At 72.7% G+C, this 21441-nt stretch carries 20 protein-coding genes, 1 pseudogene and 1 riboswitch; of the genes and pseudogenes, 9 read left to right on the forward strand and 12 right to left on the reverse strand.

The genetic code is table 11. The features are described 5' to 3' along the window. Positions 1-39 precede the first annotated feature (39 nt). Both ACZ56L_RS11735 and trxA read left to right on the forward strand, forming a co-directional pair. Positions 40-453: a MerR family transcriptional regulator gene (locus ACZ56L_RS11735; RefSeq protein WP_471063446.1), complete on the forward strand. Its 414-nt coding sequence runs from the start codon at positions 40-42 to the stop codon at positions 451-453. Positions 454-524: 71 nt separating this feature from the next. Then, entirely contained in the window at positions 525-905 is a 381-nt protein-coding gene (gene trxA / locus ACZ56L_RS11740) for a thioredoxin (RefSeq protein WP_471063839.1), read from the forward strand. Here trxA and ACZ56L_RS11745 read toward each other — a convergent pair. The 5 genes and pseudogenes from ACZ56L_RS11745 to ACZ56L_RS11765 form a co-directional block, all read right to left on the reverse strand. Further along, on the reverse strand, positions 871-1416 hold the full coding sequence (locus ACZ56L_RS11745; protein WP_401766314.1) for a hypothetical protein: 546 nt from the start codon (positions 1414-1416) through the stop codon (positions 871-873). The two genes, trxA and ACZ56L_RS11745, sit on opposite strands and share 35 nt — an antisense overlap. A gap of 42 nt (positions 1417-1458) precedes the next feature. Beyond that, positions 1459-2298: an inositol monophosphatase family protein gene (locus ACZ56L_RS11750; protein WP_401766335.1), complete on the reverse strand. Its 840-nt coding sequence runs from the start codon at positions 2296-2298 to the stop codon at positions 1459-1461. Beyond that, a complete protein-coding gene (locus tag ACZ56L_RS11755; RefSeq protein WP_471063448.1) occupies positions 2256-3107 on the reverse strand; it encodes an ATP-grasp domain-containing protein in 852 nt (283 codons plus the stop codon). The genes ACZ56L_RS11750 and ACZ56L_RS11755 overlap by 43 nt, the downstream gene beginning before the upstream one ends. A 329-nt stretch (positions 3108-3436) precedes the next feature. Beyond that, positions 3437-4276 (reverse strand): annotated as a pseudogene (locus ACZ56L_RS11760) (ATP-grasp domain-containing protein); the annotation flags it as partial. Positions 4277-4573: 297 nt separating this feature from the next. Next, entirely contained in the window at positions 4574-5311 is a 738-nt protein-coding gene (locus ACZ56L_RS11765; protein ID WP_471063450.1) for a DUF4232 domain-containing protein, read from the reverse strand. Positions 5312-5699: 388 nt separating this feature from the next. Here ACZ56L_RS11765 and ACZ56L_RS11770 point away from each other — a divergent pair, with 388 nt between their 5' ends. Then, positions 5700-6551 carry an ABC transporter ATP-binding protein gene (locus ACZ56L_RS11770; protein WP_401766307.1) on the forward strand — a complete coding sequence of 284 codons (852 nt, stop codon included), beginning with the start codon at positions 5700-5702 and terminating at the stop codon, positions 6549-6551. Further along, the gene (locus ACZ56L_RS11775; RefSeq protein ID WP_471063452.1) at positions 6548-9091 is read left to right on the forward strand and encodes an FtsX-like permease family protein; all 2544 of its coding nucleotides are present in this window, start codon (positions 6548-6550) and stop codon (positions 9089-9091) included. The genes ACZ56L_RS11770 and ACZ56L_RS11775 overlap by 4 nt, the downstream gene beginning before the upstream one ends. A gap of 41 nt (positions 9092-9132) precedes the next feature. Here ACZ56L_RS11775 and ACZ56L_RS11780 read toward each other — a convergent pair whose 3' ends face one another. Continuing rightward, positions 9133-9468 carry a deoxyxylulose-5-phosphate synthase gene (locus ACZ56L_RS11780; RefSeq protein WP_468687262.1) on the reverse strand — a complete coding sequence of 112 codons (336 nt, stop codon included), beginning with the start codon at positions 9466-9468 and terminating at the stop codon, positions 9133-9135. A 76-nt stretch (positions 9469-9544) separates the two neighbouring features. Here ACZ56L_RS11780 and ACZ56L_RS11785 point away from each other — a divergent pair, with 76 nt between their 5' ends. Continuing rightward, positions 9545-10072, forward strand: a complete 528-nt coding sequence (locus ACZ56L_RS11785) for a GNAT family N-acetyltransferase (protein WP_345227598.1) — start codon at positions 9545-9547, stop codon at positions 10070-10072. A gap of 68 nt (positions 10073-10140) precedes the next feature. On the opposite strand, the gene ACZ56L_RS11790 is transcribed toward ACZ56L_RS11785, so the two are convergent. Together ACZ56L_RS11790 and ACZ56L_RS11795 are read right to left on the reverse strand one after the other, a co-directional pair. Then, positions 10141-10887 (reverse strand): GNAT family N-acetyltransferase, encoded by a 747-nt coding sequence (locus ACZ56L_RS11790; RefSeq protein ID WP_471063454.1) that lies wholly within the window; start codon positions 10885-10887, stop codon positions 10141-10143. A gap of 134 nt (positions 10888-11021) precedes the next feature. Beyond that, positions 11022-11504 (reverse strand): MarR family winged helix-turn-helix transcriptional regulator, encoded by a 483-nt coding sequence (locus ACZ56L_RS11795; RefSeq protein WP_468687267.1) that lies wholly within the window; start codon positions 11502-11504, stop codon positions 11022-11024. Between the two features lie 90 nt (positions 11505-11594). Between ACZ56L_RS11795 and ACZ56L_RS11800 the strand changes: the two genes are divergently transcribed. Next, positions 11595-12455, forward strand: a complete 861-nt coding sequence (locus ACZ56L_RS11800; RefSeq protein WP_471063456.1) for an NAD(P)H-binding protein — start codon at positions 11595-11597, stop codon at positions 12453-12455. Positions 12456-12471: 16 nt separating this feature from the next. On the opposite strand, the gene ACZ56L_RS11805 is transcribed toward ACZ56L_RS11800, so the two are convergent. Then, positions 12472-13398, reverse strand: a complete 927-nt coding sequence (locus ACZ56L_RS11805) for a LysR family transcriptional regulator (RefSeq protein WP_471063458.1) — start codon at positions 13396-13398, stop codon at positions 12472-12474. Between the two features lie 293 nt (positions 13399-13691). Between ACZ56L_RS11805 and ACZ56L_RS11810 the strand changes: the two genes are divergently transcribed. The 3 genes from ACZ56L_RS11810 to ACZ56L_RS11820 all read left to right on the forward strand — a co-directional run bounded on the left by ACZ56L_RS11810 (position 13692) and on the right by ACZ56L_RS11820 (position 17955). After that, positions 13692-15032: a hypothetical protein gene (locus ACZ56L_RS11810; protein ID WP_471063841.1), complete on the forward strand. Its 1341-nt coding sequence runs from the start codon at positions 13692-13694 to the stop codon at positions 15030-15032. Positions 15033-15220: 188 nt separating this feature from the next. Continuing rightward, entirely contained in the window at positions 15221-16450 is a 1230-nt protein-coding gene (locus ACZ56L_RS11815) for an AAA family ATPase (RefSeq protein WP_471063460.1), read from the forward strand. Positions 16451-16485: 35 nt separating this feature from the next. Continuing rightward, complete coding sequence (locus tag ACZ56L_RS11820; RefSeq protein WP_471063462.1) at positions 16486-17955, forward strand: vWA domain-containing protein; 1470 nt, start codon at positions 16486-16488, stop codon at positions 17953-17955. Between the two features lie 88 nt (positions 17956-18043). Here the strand turns inward: ACZ56L_RS11820 and ACZ56L_RS11825 are convergent, their stop codons facing one another. From ACZ56L_RS11825 to ACZ56L_RS11835, 3 genes are read right to left on the reverse strand one after another with little or no spacing between them, the layout of a single operon-like run. Further along, a complete protein-coding gene (locus ACZ56L_RS11825; protein ID WP_468687280.1) occupies positions 18044-19084 on the reverse strand; it encodes an ABC transporter substrate-binding protein in 1041 nt (346 codons plus the stop codon). Positions 19085-19097: 13 nt separating this feature from the next. Further along, on the reverse strand, positions 19098-19877 hold the full coding sequence (locus ACZ56L_RS11830) for an ABC transporter ATP-binding protein (protein ID WP_471063464.1): 780 nt from the start codon (positions 19875-19877) through the stop codon (positions 19098-19100). Further along, positions 19877-20986 carry a FecCD family ABC transporter permease gene (locus ACZ56L_RS11835; protein WP_401766278.1) on the reverse strand — a complete coding sequence of 370 codons (1110 nt, stop codon included), beginning with the start codon at positions 20984-20986 and terminating at the stop codon, positions 19877-19879. Before ACZ56L_RS11835 ends, ACZ56L_RS11830 begins: the two co-directional genes overlap by 1 nt. A gap of 130 nt (positions 20987-21116) precedes the next feature. Then, a riboswitch (cobalamin riboswitch) is annotated at positions 21117-21190 on the reverse strand. Between the last annotated feature and the right edge of the window lie 251 nt (positions 21191-21441).

Consider the following 21441-nt stretch of genomic DNA (forward strand, 5'->3'; position numbering starts at 1 on the left):
GTTGCCTTGACGCCGGGGTCAACGTTTAGCGTCGTCCTCATGCGCATCGGTGAGCTGGCGGAGCGGGCCGGGGTCAGCACCCGGACCCTGCGGTACTACGAGGCGCGCGGGCTGCTGCCCGCGCGCCGCTCGGTCAACGGGTACCGCGTGTACGGGGACGACGACCTGCGGCTGGTGGAGCAGATCCGTACCTTGCAGGGCGTCGGATTCGGGTTGGAGGAGACCCGTCCGTTCGTGGAGTGCCTGCAGGCAGGGCACCCGGCGGGAGACTCCTGCGCGGCCTCGCTCGACGTCTACCGGCGCAAGCTGGCGGAACTCGATGTGCTGATCGGGGAGTTGCAGGCGGTGCGGGAACAGGTCGGCGCACAGCTCGTCCGGGCGGAGGCGGAACTTCCGCGAGGTCCCGAACCGCTCTGCGAGCTGGGCCGGGCGTGGCAGGACGAACCGGGCTGACGCGAAGAACGCCGAAGAAGAGCGCCGAGAAGAAGTGCGTCGAGAAGAAGTGCGTCGAGAAGGGGATCGGGATGATCAAGGCAGCAGGAGTGGACGAGGTCACGGACGCGACCTTCGGGCACGAGGTGCTGGAGGCGGAGCTTCCGGTACTGGTGGAATTCACCGCCGACTGGTGCGGGCCGTGCCGCCAGTTGGCTCCGGTGCTGCGTGCGATCGCGGACGAGGAATGCGGCCGGCTGAAGGTCGTGCAGATCGATGTCGACGCCAACCCGCAGACGGCTGTGGCCTACGGGGTGCTGTCGATGCCGACGCTGATGCTCTTCCGCGGCGGTGAACCGGTGAAGTCGATGGTGGGCGCACGCCCGAAGCGACGGCTGCTGGAGGAGTTGGCGGACGTGCGCCGAGAGGGGGCGGCGGTCACTCGTACAGGTGGGCCGACGGGTCGTCCATGAGGCGGACCGGGTGCGCGAGCGCGTGCTCGTAGGAGGGCCGGTCGAAGACGAACGGGCCGATGGCGAGGTCGCCCCATTCCGGTCGGCGCCCCTCGCGGAGGCCGGACCAGGTGACGGTCTGCGGGGCGAGGGTGACGGTGCCCAGCAGGTGCCAGCACTCCCAGACACTGCACGAGCAGCCGAGCAGCGGGGTGGTTCCGGGCGGCAGGCCGGTGGAGTCACCGATCAGTTCCGCCACGGCCGCACGGGAGAAGTCCCCGGCCGGCTCGCCGAGGAAGTGCCGTACGGGGTCCTCGAGTCGGCTGAGTGGCAGTCCCCGGTGCTGCGCGAGCAGGGACCGTTCCCGTTCGGCCGGGTCCAGGCCGTCGGCCTCGTGCTCGCGGTGCCAGTGTTCGCGGGTGGCCTCGATGACGTACGTACGCAGGTCGACGCCGTCGATGCGGAAGCCGCACAGGACGTACTCGGGGGCTTCTCTGCTCGCGGAGTGGCTGAGGAACTCGAAGCGGTGCATGAGGAACATCCTGCGCGACGCCGGACCGTCGGCCGTCCGGAGTCACTCCGTGCGGGGCAGGCCGGGGCCGCTGCTGGGCACGTGGCGTTGCTCTTCGATCAGCCGCATCAGTACCGCATGCGTCCGGGCGTCCGCCGCCGCCACCAGGCCCCCCGCGCTCGCCGCCGGCGGCAGGCCGTCGAGGCCCGTCACCGTGCACCCCGCCGCCTCGCACAGGGCGATCCCCGCCGCGAAGTGCACGCTTTCGCGCAGATCGCCGCCGTCGGTGACGTACGCGGCGCGCCGGCCGGCCGCCACCCAGGCCAGTGCCAGGGAGGTGGAGACCACCCGTGGACGGAAGCGCGCGGCGAATCCGGGGGCGGTGAGCAGACGGGCGGGCGGGAAGGCGGGGAACGGCGGGTCCAGGTTCAGGTCGACCAGGCGGGAGTCGGGGGACGGTCGGAGGACGGTGTCCGAACCGTTTCTGCGGAGCAGGGCCCGGGTGCCGTCCGTCCAGAACACCTCGTCGTGGAACGGGTCGGCCGTCGCTGCCGCCGTGATGCCCGACCCGGTCTCGCGCAGGGCGACGTTCACGCCGACCAGCATGTTCCGCACGGCGTAGTTCAGGGTGCCGCACAGCGGATCGACCAACCAGCGGCGTCGTGTGCCGGCCGCCCCCGTGGCCCCGCTCTCCTCACCCGTCACGGCGTCCTCGGGACGAGCGGCGCGCAACAGGTCCAGCATGGTGCGCTCCGCCGCGAGGTCCGCCTCGGTGGCGAAGTCCCCGGCGGACTTCTCGACCCGGGCCAGCGGGGCGCCGTACAGCTCCCGGACCACCGCGGCCCCCGACTGGGCGGCCGTCAGGGCGAGTCGGGCGTCGTCGGCCGGGCTCGTGGTCGGCATGCGGGAAGGGTAGCCGGGGCCTTCCCGCAGGCGTCGAGCACCAGCGCCGCCAGTGCCTCGGGGGCTCCCGCCTGCCCCCGGACGCCGGGGAAGGCGTTGATGTCCACGATCAGCGGGGTGCCCTCCCGCGCGCCGACGACATCGACCCCGTACACCTGGAGCGCGAACACCTCGCCCACCCGGCGCACCAGGTCCGTGCGGTCGAGGGGCGGAGGCGGCGAGCCGAGGTCCTCGCGGGCCAGTTCGGAGCGGCGGCGTGCGGCGAAGACCTGTCGGCCGACCGCCCACAGCTTCTCGTCCCAGCCGTCGTTGGGGACGAACTCCTGCACCACGACGGGCTCGTGCGGGTGCTGTTCGGCGAGTCGTCGCAGTTCAGCCGGGTTGTCGACGCGTACGACGAGGTCGTCCTTGCGGCTGTGACGGCTCTTGACCACCACGGGCCCGGCGGGCGCGGGGCCCGCCGCGAGTTCGGTGAGCGTGGCGAAGGCGGTGGTGCGGGCGAAGGGGAGTCCGGCACTCCGGGCCACGTCCGCCATGACCGCACGGTCCTGGAGGAGCGTGGTGGAGGCGGCGGAATTCAGCACGCGTGCACCGCGCCGCTCCAGCACACGGGCGAGGGCGAGTGCGCGCGGCGTCCGGGCCTTGAGGAGGTAGACGTCCGCCACCGGCCCGGTGTCCGGTTGTTCCGATTCCGTGTGTGCCGACGACGGATCGTGTACGAGCACCTGGTGACCGGCGTCGGTGAGCAGCACGGCGGTTGCGGCCAGGAGCGGATGGTCCGGCCGGGGGGTGATCAGACCGACCCTCATGCGCCCTCACCCGCGACGGCCGGCACGGGCACAGGCACGGGTACGGGCACGGGCACGGGCACGCCGAGGGATGCGGATCGCGCCAGGGACTCGCCAGGGTCCGGGAGGGACTGGCCGGCGCCGGGGAGGGGCCGGGGAATGTCGGGGAGGGGCTGGGCGGCGCCCGGGGACTGCGTACTGCCGGAAAGGGACCGGGAGGCGCCGGGGAGGGACCGAATCTGTCCGGGGCGGGCCGAATGAAGCCGTTCGGGGCCGGAAACGACCTTTTCCGCGCCTGAAATATGTCGATTCGCGCCCGAAAGGGACTGAAGGGACTGAACTCTCGGAACCCCGGTGTCGCCGGGCTCCGGCGACACCGGTCCCCGCCGGGCGAGTTCCAGTACCGCCCGCGCCACCTGCCCCGCCGCGTCCGGAACCCGGCGGAAGCTGGGGAAGTCGTTCACGTCCACGACCACCGGCCCGTCCGGGCCCAGCAGCACGTCCACTCCGTACAGATCGAGTCCGTACACCTCTCCGACCCGTACGACGGTCCGCGCGACCTCGGCCGGGAGCGCCACACGGCGTTCGCGCGCCGGGTGGTCGGGATGGAGCGGTGAGCGGCGTTCGGTCGCGTACAGCTCGCCGCCGACGCTGTAGACCTTGAGGTCGACGCCCGCGTTGGGCACGTACGGCTGGGCGATCAGCATGCCCTCGCCGGCGAGTTCGGGGAGCAGGGCGGCGAGCCGACCGGGCGTGGGAACGAGGTGGACCGAGCGGCCCGCGCTGCCGTCGGCAGGCTTGACGACCAGCGGATACGCGGATTCGGGGATCGCGGCGAGGAGTTCCGGGGAGGCCGCCGCGTAGGTCGGCGGGAGGGGCAGGCCGTGGCTGCGGCCGATCGCCGCGGCCAGGGCCTTGTCGCGCACGCGGCGTATCGCGCGGGCGTCGTTGACGGTGGTGAGTCCGGCCTCGGCGGCGGCCTCCAGGAGGGTGAGCCCGGGTCCGCCGGAGACGGTCTTCAGGACCCAGGCGTCGTGGACCCCCGCGCGCACCGCCTCGCCCATCTCCAGCAGGGAGCCGCCCGGCCGCACCACGTCCACCCGGTGGCCCCAGGAGGTCAGCCGGCCGATCACCTCACGGGGCATGCCGTCGTGCCGGTAGTGCTCTTCCACCAGGAAGCAGAGCCTCATCGATGTTCCCCGTAACCCCAAAGCCCCCAGGAGCCTCAGAGCTCCCGGACGCCCGCCGATCCCCTTCGGCGGGTCGTGACGTCCCAGGATGTCATGACCCGTCAGCAAGTGATCTTCCGGTGGCTTTTTCCGGGGCGCGGGCGTCATCGAGGAGGCCGGGAGCGGCGACCGCGTGGGCCGGCCACGGGCGGGAGAAAAGGGAGCCGCCCCGTCGGGATGGGGGATTCCGGCGGGGCGGCTGTTCGGGGGAGGGCGCTCGCGCGACGAAGAGGCCGTCGGCGTCGCGCCCGGGGGCGGCTAGAAGTCGTCGGCGCCGTTGCGGAACTCGTGCGTCCAGTAGCCGGTCTTGGCGTTCTTCTCGTCGACGTGGAAGGCACGCGGCACGGTGACGATCTCGGCGCCCTCCTGGGCTCCGCCGCCCGCGGCGAAGACCTGCACGTTGAACTCCTTGCGCTCGACGCCCGCCTCGTCCACCCCGCCGTAGTTGATCTTGATCTTGGCGTAGGCGGGCGCGCCCGGCTCCAGCACGACCGGAGCCGCCGGCTTGCTCTTGGCGACGGCCGGGATGACCTTGGCGGTGTGGAAGTCGCCGAAGGTGACCTGCGGGTAGGCGACCAACTGGCACGTGCGGCCGGAGGTGTTCTTCGCGGTCAGTTCGAGGTAGCTGAAGGGCGGCTCGGCGTTCGTCGTGGCGGACATCTTCACGTCGTCGACGGTGCAGGCGGGGACCTTGCCCTTGCCGGGCTTCTTCGAGCCGGTCTGGGTGGCGGAGGAGCCGGGCGCGCCGGAGCCGGTCGTGCTGCCCTGGGCCGCGTCGTCCTTGCCCTGGCCCTGACCCTGGCCGTCGGTCTGGCCCTTGCCGGCCGAGGACGCGCCGGGGGAGGACGCGCCGGGGGAGGACTGCTCCGCGGCGGAGGACGGCGAGGCGGCGCTGCCGGCGGCCTTGTCGTCACCGCCGCAGGCGGTGAGCGAGAGGCTCAGAGCGGCGATCGCGGCGGCGGCGAGAACTGCGGGGCGACGGGTGGACGTACGCATGTGGGGCTCCCCCTGAGATGCGGCGGACTGGTCGGTCCGCGGTGTGGCGAATTGGTTGGTGCACGGTGCAAGCACCTGCTTCGCCTTCAGCCTCAGCCCCCGCCCTGTCGTTCCGCTTACGTTCCGCTAACGCTTCGCTGTTACCCGTCTGACCTGCGGTTTTGCTGTCTGTCCGCATCCTCGCAAGGCTTTGCCTTTCTTTCCTCAAAAGTGGGAACCGAGGGCTTGAACCCCGCACCCACGGGGGGCTAGCACCACCCCACAGAGCCTGGTTGGCCCCATTTCTTCCGGGCCTCCGAATTTCTACGGTGGGGGCATCACGTACCAACAGCACCACACCACCCACGGCTTCGGCGCTTCGCGAGCGAACCGTGCAGAAAGGGACGTCATGGCCTTGCGTCGACACCGCACGCACACCGAGACGCGTACGAAGCGCCCCAGGAGCGAGGCACCGGCGTACCCGGCCTCTTCCCACCAGCCCGTGCCCGCCGCCGTCGAGCTGCGTTCCGTCGTCCGTACGTACGGGCGCGGCTCCGCCACCGTGCACGCCCTGCGCGGCATCGACCTGGCCCTGCCGCGCGGCGGTTTCACCGCGGTGATGGGCCCCTCCGGTTCCGGGAAGTCGACCTTCCTCCAGTGCGCGGCGGGCCTCGACCGGCCCAGCTCCGGGGACGTGCTGCTGGGCGGTGAGTCCATCTCCGGCCTGCGCGAGGACCGGCTCACCGAACTCCGCCGCTCCCGCATCGGCTTCGTCTTCCAGTCCTTCAACCTGCTGCCCTCGCTGACCGTCGCCCAGAACGTCCTGCTGCCGCAGCGCCTCGCGGGCGTCAAGCAGGACCACCGGCTCGCGCAGCAGCTCCTCACCGAGGTCGGCCTGCCCGCGCACGGCGACCGCCGTCCCGGCCAGCTCTCCGGCGGCCAGCAGCAGCGCGTCGCCATCGCCCGCGCACTGATCACCCGCCCCGAGGTGGTCTTCGCCGACGAACCGACCGGCGCGCTCGACACCCAGGCCGCGCAGGAGGTGCTGGGACTGCTGCGCCGGGCCGTCGACTCCATGGGCGCGACCGTCGTCATGGTCACCCACGACCCGGTCGCCGCCTCGCACGCCGACCGCGTGCTCTTCCTCGCCGACGGCGCGTTCGCGGGCGAACTCCACCGCCCCGACCCGCAGTCGGTGGCCGCGCGCATGGCCGACCTCGCCGCCTTCCGTCCCGTCTCCTTCGCGGGGGCAGCGGCGTGAGCAACGGCCTCGCCCGGGCGGCGGTCCGCTTCCGCCCGGCCTCCTTCGTGGGCAGTTTCGTCGCCCTCCTCCTCGGCGCCGCCGTCATCGCGGGCTGCGGCGCCCTCCTCCAGACCGGCCTCCTCGCGAAGGTCGATCCGGTGCGGTACGCGCACGCTCCCGTCGTCGTCGCGGCCGACCCGTACACCACCCTGACCGTGGGCCGGGGCGGCGAGGACGAGCAGGACATCTCGGTCCCGCTGCCCGAACGGGGCCGGGTGGACGCCGGGCTGGCGGCACGGATCGCCGCCCGCCCCGGTGTCGCCTCGGCGGTGCCGGACGCGCCCTTCCCCGTGCAGCAGCATTCTTCCGCGCGGAAGCCCTCGTCCGCGCAGGAGCAGGGCGTCCGGGCGCTGACCGGTGGGAGCATCGCCGCCGCGGGCCCCCTCGCTTCGGGGCGCGCGCCCGCCGCCCGTGAGGTCGTCCTGGACCGGCAGGCGGCGGCGACGGCCGGGCTGAAGACCGGCGACCGCGTCCGCCTCACCGCGCCCGGCGGCGCGGGGACCTACACCGTCTCCGGACTCGCCGCCCCCTCCCCGCTCGGTACGCAGGCCTGGTTCGCCGCGAAGACCGCCGACCGGCTCTCCGGCCACCCCGGAAAGGCCGACGCGATCCTCGTCACCCCGAAGGAGGGGACGACCCCCGACGCGCTCGCCGCGCAGGTCGGAAAGGTGGTCGGGGACTCGGCGCAGGTGCTGACCGGCAAGGACCGGGGTGGTGCCGAACTCCCGGCCCTGGCGGCCGGCAAGACGTATCTGCTGGGCCTCGGCGCCTCCTTCGGCGGGATCGCCGCCATGACCGCCGTCTTCGTCATCATGGGCACCCTCGCCCTCGCCACGAATCAGCGCGCCCGTGAGTTCGCCCTGCTCAGGGCGATCGGGGCGACCCCGAAGCAGATCCGGCGGACCATCGCGACCGAAGCGATGATGCTGGCCCCGGCGGCCGGACTCCTGGGGGCGGTCCCCGGTTACGGCCTGGCGCACTGGTGGTTCGGCGAACTGGTGGAGCGAGGCGCGGTCCCTCCGCAGATCTCCCTGGAGACGGGAGTGCTGCCGGTCGTCGCGGCGGTGCTGATCAGCGTGCTCGCGGCCCTCGGTGCCGGACGGCTCGCCGCCAGCAAGCCGTCGAACCTGCGGCCGGGACTCGCGCTCGGTCAGGCGGCCGTGCCCTCCGCGACGCTGGGCAGGACACGGGTCGGCTTCGGCATCGGCTTCTGTGCGGCGGGGGCGGCGATGGCTGCCGTCGCCTCCCAGCTCGGCGGGGACGCGGCGGCGACGACCGCGCTCGGCGTCGTCATGTGCTTCCTGGTCGGAGTGGCGCTGCTCGGCCCGATGATCGCGCAAATCGGCACCGGATTCCTCGCTTTCCCCCTCAAATCGGGTGCGTTGGGGGCGGCCGGATCGTTGTCCGCGGACAACACCCGGGCCAATGCGCGGCGTCTGGCGTCCGCGATCACGCCCATCGTGATGGTGATCGCCTTCTGCGGAACCCTTGTCTTCATGCAGAGCAGCATCCGCGAGGCCTCCGCGCGCAACGTCTCCTCGGCCGTCGTCGCCGACCGCGTCCTGACGTCGCCCTCCGGGCTTCCGGCCGCGACCGCCGGTCACGCCGCCGCGCTGCCGGGCGTCGAGAGCGCCACCGGAATCCTCCGTACCGGAGTGGTCTACGAGTCCTTGCAGAACCTGGTGACGGCCACCGCCCTCGGCGTCTCCGGCAACCCCGGCGACCTGCCCAAGGTTCTCGACCTGGGGCTGGAGAACGGTTCCTTCGCCGCCCTGGCCAAGGGCACCGTCGCGCTGGACGGCAAGCTCGCCGAGAACCTCGGCGTGCGCACCGGTGACCGCGTTCCGCTGCGGCTCGGCGACGGGACGAAGGTGACGCCGAAGGTGGTGGCGACGTACAGCAGGGGCCTGGGAGTCGGGCAGGTGCTGATGCCGCGTGCCGATGTGGCGACGCATGTGACCGCCCCGTACGACTCGCAGGTCCTCGTCGCGGCGAAGCCCGGGGCCGAGCAGGTCGCCCTCACGAAGGACTTGCAGCGGCTCGTCCCCGCCGCGTCGGTCGCCGACGCCGCAGGGTACGGCGTCCAGGCGGACATCGCCCAGGAACTCGGCGCGTGGGCGAACACCGTGATGGCGGCCGTCCTGGGCGGATTCGCCGCCATCGCCGCCGTCAACACCCTCGTGATGACGGTCCTGGAGCGCCGTCGCGAGGTCGGTCTGCTGCGGCTCTCCGGCACGACGCGCCGCCAGGTCAGGGGCATGATGCGCTGGGAAGCGCTGCTGGTCGCCGGGACCGGGCTGATCCTCGGATCCGCCATCGCCTGGATCACGCTGCTGCCGATCGCCCGGGGCATCACGGGGTCGGGCCCGCACATCCCGTTGGCGGTGGCCGTGCCGCTGGCGGCGGGGGCGGTCCTGCTCACGGTGGCCGCGACGGCGTTCCCGACCCGGGCGCTGCTCAGGGTGCGGCCGCTGGAGGCGGGGGCGGGCAAGCAGTAACCGCCCGCGCACCAGGGGAGGGGCCGGTCCGGCTCCTCCCCTTACGGCATGTTCTGCCAGGTGAGTGCGCGGGCGTCCGGCGTGCCCGTGCGGCGGCCCACGGTGAGGCGCTCGCGCACTTCGCGTACGGTGCGGGGCCGGAAGCCGGGGCCGCCGCAGCAGCTCTTGTGGAATCCGACCCCGGCGTTGAGCAGCACGCCGAGCGTCCGCCAGGCGTTGACGTCCCGTCGCCTGGGTGCGGCGAAGGCCGACCCGGCGTGGATCAGCGGCTCGGTGCAGCGCGGACAGATCCGCTGCCGCTCGTACCTCCCCTCGTACGGCTGCTTGTACGAGACCCGGCAGGCGAGGCAGACGTACGAGGTCTTCCCATGGCTCATGGGCGGCATCGTAGGGACTCCCGGCGGGGACCGGCCAACGGTTTACCGGCGCGGCACCGGTCCCTAGGCTTCCGCCATGACACACACGAGCCCCGCTGTTCGCATACGTCCCGGCGGCATCGATGACGCGCCCGCCGTCCTCGACCTGCTCGACGGTGCCGTGGCCTGGATGAACGCACGCGGCAACACCCAGCAGTGGGGCACCACCCCGTACTCGCAGAAGCCCGGCGGCGTGCAGCGGATCGAGGGGTACATGACCGAGCAGGAGGCGTACGTCGCCGAGACGGACGGCGAGTTGGCCGGCGCGGTGGTGCTCGCCACCGGCCCCGGCCACGAGACGATCCCCCGGGTCACCGAACCCGAGCGGTACGTCCGGCTGCTGATCACCGACCGGCAGCGGACCGGCCAGGGCGTGGGCTCGGTGCTGCTGGCCCACGCGGTGGAGCTGACCCGGAAGGCCGAAGTGGACCTGCTCCGGGTGGACTGCTGGGCGGGCGGCGGGGGCGAGCTGGTCGCGTACTACGAGCGGAACGGGTTCGTCCGCACCGACCCGTTCATGGTGGGGGAGTGGCCGGGCCAGGTGCTGGAGATGCGGATGGGGTGAGCGGGGCGACGCCGGACCCGGGGTCGTGTGCGAAGACTCCCACGGCCGTACGCCACGGGGGTCGCGGGCTACTGCTCCGCCGGATCCCTCCACAGCCGCATGCTGACCTGCGCCCCCGACTCCCGGAAACCCAGGGCCCGCGCCACTCGCTGCGAAGGCAGCGGCCCGGCCCTCCACTGCGCCAGCAGTCCCTCGCCCAGGGCGTGGGCCACGGCTGCCGAAGCCACCGTACGGGCCAGGCCCCGCCCCCGGAAGCCGGACGCGACCAGCACGCTCAGGTGCGCGGTGCGTCCCGGCCAGACCTGATAACCCGCCGCCGCCACGACCTCGCCGTTCGTGCTGAGGCAGAAGGCCGGTGACTCGATGTCCGCCAGCGCGCTCTCGTCGGCGTCCGCCGGATCGACCCGGGCGAGGAGCCCGCCCAGGGCGGAGGCAGGGCGCTTCTCTGCTTCCGCGTGTTCGTGGGTGGGGAGGAAGGTGCTCCGGTCCGCGTAGAACAGCGAGACGGGGCCGAGGACTTCGCGGACGGGCAGGGGGATACACGCCGGGTCGAGGAGCGCCTCGGCCGGCAGGCCCCGGGTCGCCCCGGCCACGCGGACGGCAGTCCTCCGGTCCGGTGTGGTCACCAGGGCCGCGTCGCCCAGTCGTACGAAACCGCACCAGGACGGCGAACACCACCGGGACGCGGGCGCGACCACGACCCGGTCGTCGCCGGTGGAACCGAACCACACGGGCACGCCCGCGAGTTCGGTCCACAAGGCACGGGCGCGGTCCAGAAGGGGGGCCGGCGGGTGCTCGGCGTCGCGTTGCTGCATACGCCCATGTTCGCCGGGCGGTGCAGGACGGTCCGGCTGGGGCGATGGGATCCCTGGGTGAGGCGGTACACGCTGGTGTGGCGCAAGCCGTAGAGGCGGGGCGTCGTCAGCGGGGCATGGGGAGTGGGCCCTCGTCAGCGGGTGGGGCGCAGCGCGTCCTGGGAGGCCACGTACTTCAGCAGGAGGCGGGCGAATTCGAGGCGTTCGGATGTGGGCCAGTCCGCGGTGATGGCCTCGAAGGCGGAGCGCTGGTGGCGGCGGAAGCGTGTCATCAGGTCGCGGCCCGCCTCGTTGAGGTGCAGGACCGTGCGGCGGCCGTCCTGCTGGGAGGCGGCGCGGACCAGGTAGCCCGCCGCGATGCAGTCCGAGACCATCCGGCTGGCGACGGACGGGTCCGTGCCGAGATGGGCGGCGATGCCGCCGACGGTGATCTCGCGCGGCTCCTCGGGCTCTTCCTGCTCCGCCTCCAGCACGATGTTGAGCACCAGCGTGCGGCTCAGGTCCTTGGCGGAGATGGGGTTCTCCACGTCCAGGAGGGAGGACCGGCGCAACTTGCCGAGGGCTGGACCTGCGGCGTTGAGCAGGTCGTCGGCCGATTCCGGTGCGCGCTTCGTCATGACCGACATCGTACAGAGGATAAGTTCGCACAGACATGTGTTGACGTGAAAACGTGTGCATGTGAGCATGCATATGTTGGAATACAAGCAATGGAGTTCTTCGTGACCATCCTCATCACCGGCGCTCGCGGCCAGATCGGCCGCGCCGTCGTCGACCGGCTGCACACCGCCGGTCTTCCCGTCCGTGCCGCCAGTGCCCGCCCCGCCGAACTGTCCGTTCCCGACGGGGTCGACACCGTGGAAGTGGTGCTCGACCGGCCGGAGACCTTCGGCGCCGCGCTCGACGGCGTCCGGCAGGTCTTCCTCTATCCGAACCCCGCAGGCATCGACGAGCTGATCAAGGCGGCCGTCGCCGCCGGGGTCGAGCACGTCGTACTGCTGTCGTCCTCCTCGGTCCTCGCGCCGGGCGCCGAGAACGAACCGCTCGCCCTCCACCACCTTCAGGTCGAGCGCGCTCTCGCGGACTCGGAACTCGCCTGCACCTTCCTGCGGCCGGGCGCCTTCGACAGCAACGCACGCGGCTGGGCGCGCACCATCGGCCAGTCGCTGCCGGTCCAGCTCGCCTTCCCGGACGCCGAGTTCGCGTTCATCCACCCGGACGACGTCGCCGATGTCGCGGTGGCGGCGCTCACCGGTGACTCCCTCACCGGCCGTTCGATCACCCTCACCGGGCCCGAGTCGCTCAGCTTCCGGCAGCAGCTCGCCGCCCTCGGGGACGCGCTCGGCCGCGAGATCGCCGTCGAGCGGATCTCCCGTGCCGAACAGGAGCGGCAGATGGCCGCCTTCATGCCCGGGCCGATGGTCTCCTCACTGCTCAAGGGGTGGGAGGCCGCCGACGGCACACCGGAAGCCGTGGCCGAGACGACGGCTTCGCTGCTGGGGCGGCCGGCTCGTACGTTCGCGCAGTGGGCGCGGGAGAACGCCCACACCTTCGCGTCGGCTGCCTCCTAGTCCGTGCCGCGCCGTGTCAGCGGGCCCAGCTCGGCGTCCACGCGTCCGCCGGTGGCGCGGGCCGGGTCCGGACGAGGTGCTGGAGCAGCGCCGTGAGCCCCGGGTGCCGGTCGCCCGTCCGGTACAGGAACGAGTGCGGGTAGAGCGGAGTCGGCCCGTGCAGCGGGATCCTGCGCAGGTCGTGCGTGTCCGGCCAGACGTGTCGGTCCCGCGAGCCGACCAGCGTGGCCAGCGCGTCGGACTCGGCGATCGCGTCCATCAGCGCCTCCGTTCCGAAATCCGGTCCGACCGCGTCGATCCGCAGCCCGAAGGCCTTGCCGAGCCCGTCGTAGTACGCGGCCCACTCGGCGCCCCGCTTGTCTCCGCGCACCCAGATGCGGTGGCCCGCCACGTCGGCAGGGGTCAACGACCGTACGGACGCGAGCTGATGACGCGGCCCGACCAGCAGGTCCAGCGGATCGTGCAGGACGCGTTCGGCCCGGATGCCCCTGGGCAGGTCGTACCCGGGCACGGCACGGAAGGTCGCGTCGATGTCGCCCGCGAGCAGCGCCTCCATCGCGTACGTCGCGTCCGAGTCCCCGAGCGCGACCACGTCCACGTCCGTATCGGGATGCGAGGCGCGGAAGCCGTGCAGGGCGAGGGCGGGGGCGATGCGCCGGTGCAGCACGTCGACGCGCAGGGCCCGTGAGCCGGGACGTACCGAAGCCGCCGCCCGCTCCACGGTGTGCAGCAGCTCCCGGGCGTGCGGGAGGAACGCCTGCCCGTCGAGGGTGGGCCGCGCCCCGCGCGCCGTCCGCACGAACAGGGCCACGCCCAGAGCGCGCTCCAGGCCGGCCACCCGCTTGGAGACCGCCTGCTGGGTCACGCGCAGCTCGGCCGCCGCCTCCCGGAACTGCCCGAACTCCACGACGGCGACGAAGGTGCGCACGGCTTCGATGTCCACGCCGTGCATTTTAGGAGCGCACAACCATTGGTTGTGGGCAGGGAGGGCGGAGAAAAGGGTGGTCGATGTCGGCGGGGTGTGGTTATGCTCCCGGCGATGACTACTTCTTCGGTAAACCGAATGGGGGCCCCGTCCGCGCAAGGTGAGTGCTGATGCTCACTGAGTACGCGGCGGTGGACGCCCGCCCTCCTGTTGGGTCCGGACCCGGGTCCGGGGCTCTTCTCTCTTCCTCATCTCCCGTGCAGTCGCCGCATCCGGCGAATTCGCCGGGCCCGTCGGACGTCCGGCTCTCCATGTGGCTGCGCGTGCGCAGGTACGCCGTGCCGCCGTCCATGATCGAGAAAGCTGCCGAACGCCGTCGCGTCGGCGACTGGGCGGGAGCGTGCGCGGCCGCGGGTGTCGACGTCGACATCTCGCTGCGGGACGTGCGACGGACCTACGGCAAGGACCTCGCGGCACGGGTGCGCGAGGATCTGCGGAGCCTGGTGCCGGACCTGCTGCGCTGGCACCTTCCCCGGATCGCCCCCGACGGGCTGCTGCGCCCCGGACTGACCATTCCGCTTTCCTGGTACAACGGGACGCTGTGGCTCGTGGTCCGGACACCGCCCGCCTGGGCGGACGCCGGCCAGCGGGTCGGCCTCGCGCTCTGGGACGGCACCCGGACCGCCGCCCGCCCCGACCGGCGTTTCCGCTTCGACCTCCACCGGCATCTGTGGGACGCCCGCAGAGCGGGGGAGCTGGCGGTACGGGCGGGAGTCGGCCCGCACCCCGGACAACTGCCGGACCTTCCGCACCGGGAGTGGTGCGCGGTGGACCGGTGGGGCGAGGAGGCGCGGCTCCTGCTACGCGAGGAGGGGCGCGTCGAAGGGACTCAAGGGACTGAAGGGACTCAAGGAGCCGAGAGTTCCGAAAGCGGCGAAGGTGTCGTCCAGGTGCGGGTCGGGCGTCGGCGTCGGGTGCTGCTGGACACCGCCGAAGGCGGCGACGGGTTGCGGGCCGAGCCCGGGCCCTTGGACCCCGGGCTTCCGGTGCTGCCCGACGCGGCGACCTGGGTGCTGCCCGATCTGGCGTTGCTGCGTGCCGGGCTGATCGGCGCCGGGGAGCTGCATCCGCTGGTCGGGCCCGTACTCGTACCGGACTGTCAGCAGGACTACCGGCGGGCGCCCGCCGCGGAGGCGTTGGATTCCGGTTCCGGGCGGCCCCGGTACGTCGACTGCCGTGGGGCCCGGCATCGGATCGGGCTGGTCGACGGGGTGCTGGCACCGCTCGACCACGACCCGGCGGAGTTGCGGCGCGAGGAGTTGCTGGTCGAGCTGACCGGTACCCCGCTGCCCTGCCTGCGGGTCGTCGACGAGGCGCATCGCAACCCCCACTGCCTCTCCGGAGTGCGGGAACGCCTCGACCACGGGGACGTGGCCGGCGCGCTCGCGGTCGTCGAGGGCCTGCTCGGACCGGCGGCGACGCTGCGCAGCGGTGCGCTCCAGGAGGAACTGGCCGAGGCGGCGCGGCGACGGGTCGCGTACGGGCTCTTCCGCGCCGGGATCGAGGAGCCCGGACGGGACTGGACGGAACTCTCCTGGCACAGGTGGCAGTGGCATCCGACGCCGTCCGGCCGGACGCGAAGCCGCCGCTGACGTCGTCCCGCTCGCGTCCCGCTCGCGTCCCGCTCGCGTCCCGCCGCTTGGCGGGCCCCGCCCCTTCCTTACGACGTTCCGCCTGTCCCGTCCCTGAGCGCGTTCCGTTTCCAGCCCGTCCGGTCATCCGTTCTGCTCCGCCGTGCGCTCGCCCGGCGGATCCTTCTCGTACCCCAAGGTGATGCCGTATGTCCGTACCTGCCCCTTCTGCCGGTCAGCTCGACGTGGCGAGCGACCTGTTGGCCCTGTTGGGGACCACCTCCACCGAGCCCCGCCCCGACGTCCAACTGGAGGCCCTGACGCTCTCGGTCGCCGCCGACCTGCCCGTACTCCTGTGGGGAGAGCCCGGCATCGGGAAGACCGCCGCACTCACCCAGCTCGCCGAGTCGCTCGGCCTGCCGCTGACCACGGTCATCGCCAGCGTCCACGAGCCGTCGGACTTCTCCGGGCTGCCGGTCATCGGCGACGACCCCGCCACGCAGGGCGTTCCGATGGCCCCGCCGGACTGGGCGGTGCGGCTCGCGGAGGCGGGGCGGGGGCTGCTGTTCCTGGACGAGTTGTCGACCGCGCCGCCCGCCGTGCAGGCCGCGCTGCTGCGGCTCGTGCTCGAACGGCGGATCGGCGCGCTGCGGTTGCCGCCCGGGGTACGGATCGTGGCCGCCGCCAACCCCCGTGCCTCGGCCGCCGACGGCTGGGAGCTGAGCCCACCGCTCGCGAACCGTTTCGTGCACCTGTACTGGACCCATGACCATGACGTCGTCGTACGGGGACTCGGCGGAACGTGGCCGCGTGCGAGCCTGCCGCAGCTCGACCCGGGGAAACTCGCGGACGCGGTGGCGTACGCGCGGCGCGCGGTGTGCGGACTGCTGGAGGCCAGGCCCGCACTCGTACACCGGCTGCCCAGCAGCGAGACGCGGCGTGGCGGGGCGTGGCCGTCGCCGCGGAGCTGGAACATGACGCTGCGCCTGATCGCGTTCGCGACGGCCGCGGGGGCTTCGCGGGAGGCGCTGTCACTGCTGGTCAGGGGCACGGTCGGGGACGGCCCTGGGTTCGAACTCCTGGCGGGCCTGGACCGGATGGACCTCCCGGACCCGGAGAGCGTCCTCGCCGATCCGGCCGGCGCGGAGCTTCCCGAGCGGGGAGATCTGCGGCAGGCAGTGTTGGACGGGGTGGTGGCGGCGGTCCGCAAGCGCCCGGAGAAGGCGCGGTGGGACGCGGCGTGGGACGTGCTCGTACGGGCGATGGAGACGGGAGCGCCCGATCTGGTGGTCGTACCGGCGACGACGCTGGCCTCGTTGCGGCAGGAGGAATGGGACGTTCCGGCGTCGATCGAGCAGCTCGCGGGGGTCGTGCGGTTGTCCCGCCGGGCGGACCGTGCGGCGGACCGGGTGGCGGCGCTGACGCAGGCGGGTCGATGAGGGGCCGGGAGGAGCCAGGGACGCGGGCGAAGTCCGTGCCCAAGCCGGGACCCGGCCCGAGGGGCCGGGCCGGGCTCGGGTCGGCGGGTGCCGGAAGCGGGGTGGAGGGTGCCGGGCACGGGGGAGCGGCCCGCGGAACCAGAGGCGCCGGAAAGCGGATCGACGGTACCGGACGCGGGGGTGGGGTCGCTTCCGGCGAGGGCTCCTCGCCCACCGCCCCGCAGGCCCCGTCCCCCGGCGACCGCCCCCGCCTCCCCCTCGATGACGACCGTCCCCGTCTCCTCCTCGACCTCGACAAACTCCTCGCGGCCCGTCTCCAGGCTGTTCGTGCCCGGCCCTACCTCGCCACCGCCCTCTTCGCGCTGCACCCCGTGGCCTCCCGCTCCGTTCCCACCATGGCCGTCGACCGGCACTGGCGCTGCTACGCCTCCCCCGCGTTCGTCGAGCGCACGCCCGTCGAGGAGTTGGCCGCGGTGTGGGTGCACGAGGTCTCCCACCTGCTCCGTGACCACCACGGCCGCAGCGACCGCGTCGCCCGCGCCCGCGAGCTGACCGCACCCGGAGACCGCCTGCGCATGAACATCGCCGCCGACTGCGAGATCAACGACGACGCGTTCGGGGACGGACTGGTCGAACCCGAGGGGGCCGTCACGCCGCGTCGGCTGGGGCTCCGCGACGGCGAACTGATGGAGGACTACCTGCGTCAGTTCCGCCTCGGCCCGCGCACCGCCGGCCTCACCTGGCTGGACTGCGGCAGCGGTGCCGACGGCCGCGAACGGGCCTGGGACCTGGGCCCCGACGGGGCGCACGGGCTCAACGCGCAGGAGCGGGACGCCGTACGGTTCCGGGTCGCACAGGGGCTGTCGTCCCGGCCGGGGAACGCCCCCGAAGGGTGGCAGCGGTGGGCCGAGGAGGTCTTCCATCCGCCGCAGCCCTGGCGGGAGCTGCTCGGCGCGGCGATCCGCTCGGCGGCCGCGGGAACGGGCGCCGGGGACGACTACTCGTACGGGCGTCCCTCGCGCCGCTCCGCGAGCGTGCCCGGCGCGGTGCTGCCCAGTCTGCGGCGGGTGCCGCCCCGGGTGACGGTCGTCATCGACACGTCGGGCTCCGTCAGCGACGCGGAACTGGGCAGCGCCCTGCTCGAAGCCGCCGCGATCGCACGGGCGGTGGGCGGGCGCCGCGACCTGGTGACCGTGCTGTCCTGCGACGCGGCCACCCAGGCCGTGCACACCTTGTGCCGGGCGGAGGGGATCCCGCTGGTGGGCGGGGGCGGGACCGATCTCCGCACCGGATTCGCGACGGCACAGCGGGCCCGCCCGCGGCCGGACGTCATCGTGGCCCTCACCGACGGCCACACCCCGTGGCCGTCGGCCCGGCCCGCCGCCCGGACGGTCGTCGGCCTCTTCGACCGCCCGTACGAACGCTCCTCCCGGTACCAGGAGGACGACCCCGACTACGTGCCGGCGGGGCCGCCGGACTGGGCGAGGGTGGTGCACATCGGATAGCCGAGGCGTCCCAGGGCCTCCCACGGCCCCAAGGGCTTCTCGGGGTCCTCCCAGGAACTCCCTTCGGACGGGCGCTCCGCCACTTCTTCTACTTCTTCATCAGCTTGCGCAGGTCCACCGACAGGGACGCGATCGCTTCCGGATTGCGGGGACTTTCGACCAGTTCCGCGTAGTCGAGCACCACAACGCGGTTGTTCTTGATCGCGGAGACGTTCCTCAGCGGGGCGTAGGACATCAGGAAGGCACGCTTCTGCTCCGCCGTCGTGTCGCCGTAGTCGTTGATCACGACGACCTCGGGGTCGCGCTCGACCACCGTCTCCCAGCCGACCGTCGCCCAACTGTCCTTCAGGTCCTTCATCACGTGGTCGCCGCCCGCCCGCGTGATGATGTCGTGCGGTGCCGCGTACAGGCCCGAGGTGAGCGGCTTGTCCCTGCCGTCGTCGTAGAGGAAGACGCGGGGGCGGTCCGCGCCCTTGAGGGCCTTGGCCTCGGCGTCCGCGACCTGCTTGCGGAACTTCGTGATCAGTGCCTGGGCACGGTCCTCGACTGCGAAGACGCGGCCCAGGTTGGCCAGGTCCGTGTAGAGGGCGTCCAGCGGCGGCATCACGCCGCGCGACTGGGCGCCGATCCCGTTGCGGCAGGACTCGCTCAGCAGGTAGGAGCCGATGCCGACCTTCTTCAGGTCGGCGGGCGTGAAGCCCTCCCCCTCGTTGAAGCCGTAGTTCCAGCCGGCGAAGACCAGGTCGGCGCGGGCGTCGAGGGCCATCTCCTTGTTGATCTGCTTCTTCGAGATCCAGGTCGTCTTCGTGTAACCGTCCTTCCAGGGGACCGAGGTCAGGTCGCCCTTGTCGTCCGGCATCACGAAACCGGCCATGTGCTTCTCCAGGCCGAGCGCGAACATGATCTCGGTGATGCCGACGTCGTTCGTGACCACGCGCTCCGGGGCCTTCGGGTACGTCTGTTTCTCACCGCAGTTGGTGATGGTGACGGGGTAGTGGGAGCCGGCCGAGCCCTTCGCGGCGGGCCGGTCGTCGGTGACCTGGGCGCCGCAGCCGGTCAGCGAGGCCGAGAGCAGGGCGGCGAGGGGGAGGGCGAGGGCGTGGGGGAGGGAGCGGGCGCGCAGGCGCATGAGACGGGGGTCCTTAGGAAGGGGTGGGCAGGAGACGGTCGAAGAGGAGCTGCACCGCGCCGGTCTCCGGATGCCGGACGCGGTGGGCCCGTACGGCGAAGACGTCCGCCAGGAGATCGGGGGTCAGTACGTCGTGCGGCGGCCCGGAGGCGACGATGCGGCCGGACTCGATGACGTACAGCAGATCGCAGTGCAGGGCGGCCAGGTTCAGGTCGTGGAGCGCGGTGAGGACGGTCAGGCCGCTGCCGCGCACCAAGGCGAGGACCTCCAACTGCTGGGCGATGTCGAGGTGGTTGGTGGGCTCGTCGAGGATGAGGGCGCGCGGCTGCTGGGCGAGGGCCCGGGCGATCAGGACGCGCTGCTTCTCGCCGCCGGAGAGGGTGAGGTAGCCCCGCTCGGCCAGGTGCGACGCGCCCACCTGGGCGAGGGCGGTGGCGCAGGCGTCGGAGTCCGTGCCGGTGGCGCGGGCCAGGGAGCGCTGGTGCGGGACGCGGCCCATCGCGACGACCTCGGCGACCGTGAAGTCGAACTCCGTGGAGGCCTCCTGGGGGAGCGCGGCCACGCGGCGCGCGCTCTCCCGCGCGCTCATGGCGTACAGGTCGTCGCCGTCCAGGAGGACGCTTCCGGAGGTCGGGCGCAGGGCGCGGTAGACGGTGCGCAGGAAGGTGGACTTGCCGCTGCCGTTCGGTCCGACCAGGCCGACGAACTGGCCGGTGCCGGCGTGCAGCGCGAGGTCCGAGACCAGCCGCGCCCCGGCGATCTCGACGGACAGACCGGTGACGTCGATGCGCATTACGCGCCCCCGAAGCTGTAGGAGTTGCGCCGCATCAGCAGCACGAAGCAGGGCACCCCGACGGCCGCCGTCAGCACGCCGACCGGCAGTTCGACGGGCGCCAGGACGGTACGGGACAGCACGTCCACCCAGATCAGGAGCAGCGCGCCCAGCAGCGGGGCGACCGCGAGCAGTCGCCGGTGGTCGGCGCCCACCAGCATCCGTACCGCATGCGGAACCATCAGCCCCACGAAGCCGATCGCGCCGCTGACCGCGACCACGGCGCCCGTCACGGCCGCGCACACCACGAACAGCTCCTTGCGGAACCGGCCCGCGTCGACGCCGAGCGCGGCGGCGGTCTCGTCGCCCATCGCGAGGGCGTTCAAGCGGCGCGCCGACCAGGCGAGATGGGCCAGCCCGGCGAGCACGGCGCCCGCCGCGATCGGCAGGGAGGCCCAGCTCGCGCCGCCCAGGCTGCCCAGGAGCCACATCATGGCCGAGCGGGCGGCCTCGCCGCGTTCGGCGGCGAACACCATGAAGGTAGTGACGGCCGAGAAGCCGTAGTACAGGGCGGTGCCGGTGAGGACCAGGCGCAGGGGCGTGAGCCCGCGCGGGGTGCGCGCGACGACGTACACGAGGGACATCGCGGCGAGCGCCGAGAGGAACGCGGCGGTCGACAGCGCCCAGACGCCGAGTGCGCCGAGCGCGCCGAAGAGGAGAACGGCGTTCGCGCCGACGGCCGCGCCCGAGGAGATGCCGAGGACGAACGGGTCGGCGAGGGCGTTGCGCACCATGGCCTGCACCGCGACGCCGATGGCGGACAGACCCGCGCCGACGACGGCGGCGAGCACGGCGCGGGGGAAGCGGAGCTCCCAGACGATCGTGTACGCCGGGATCTCGTCCGGGGATATGGCGCCGCCGCTCAGGCCGGCCCAGAGGTAGCGGAGGACTTCCGTCCAGGTCAGACCGGACGCCCCGAGGCCCGCGGCGCAGACGAGGGAGAGGAGCGTGGCGAGGAGGAGGGCGGGGACGAGGACCGGCAGGGGCGTTCCGCGGGGCGGCGCGGGGCCGGTGCGCGCGGTGACGGGAGGCGCGGCGGAGTGACGGTCGGTGGGGACGGAGGTGGCCACGGGGCAGGGCTGCTTTCGCCTCGGGCCGTGGGGGCACGGCGAGGGAAGCGGCGGGCCGAGGCGTGCGGGACGCCTTCGGCGCAGCGTCTTTCGCAGTCCACGGCGAATCGACTGGTGCGGGTCGCGCCACGGGTGATCGGGCTCGCGGACCTTCCGGGTCCGCCCACCGTTGCGGGTCAGCGCCGGACTTCGACCGGCTTCCCCCGTGGGTTCCTGCAGCTTAGTGGGTGGTCGGCGGGGACCGGCCACATCCGGCCGACCGCTGTTCGATTTTCGGGAAGCGGGAACCGCTCATCCGGCAGTCGGCCGAAAGGAAACGGAATGCGCTTGCTTTCCCGTCGGCTCCACCCAATCGAACATTGACCAACGCTTGAGAATTTGACCAACTTCCAGTCCAGGGACGGTATTTACTCATTTTTTGGCAGGAAAATACTCTGTCATCAAAGGTTAATGTG

The organism is Streptomyces sp. NPDC039736 (genome assembly GCF_055596485.1).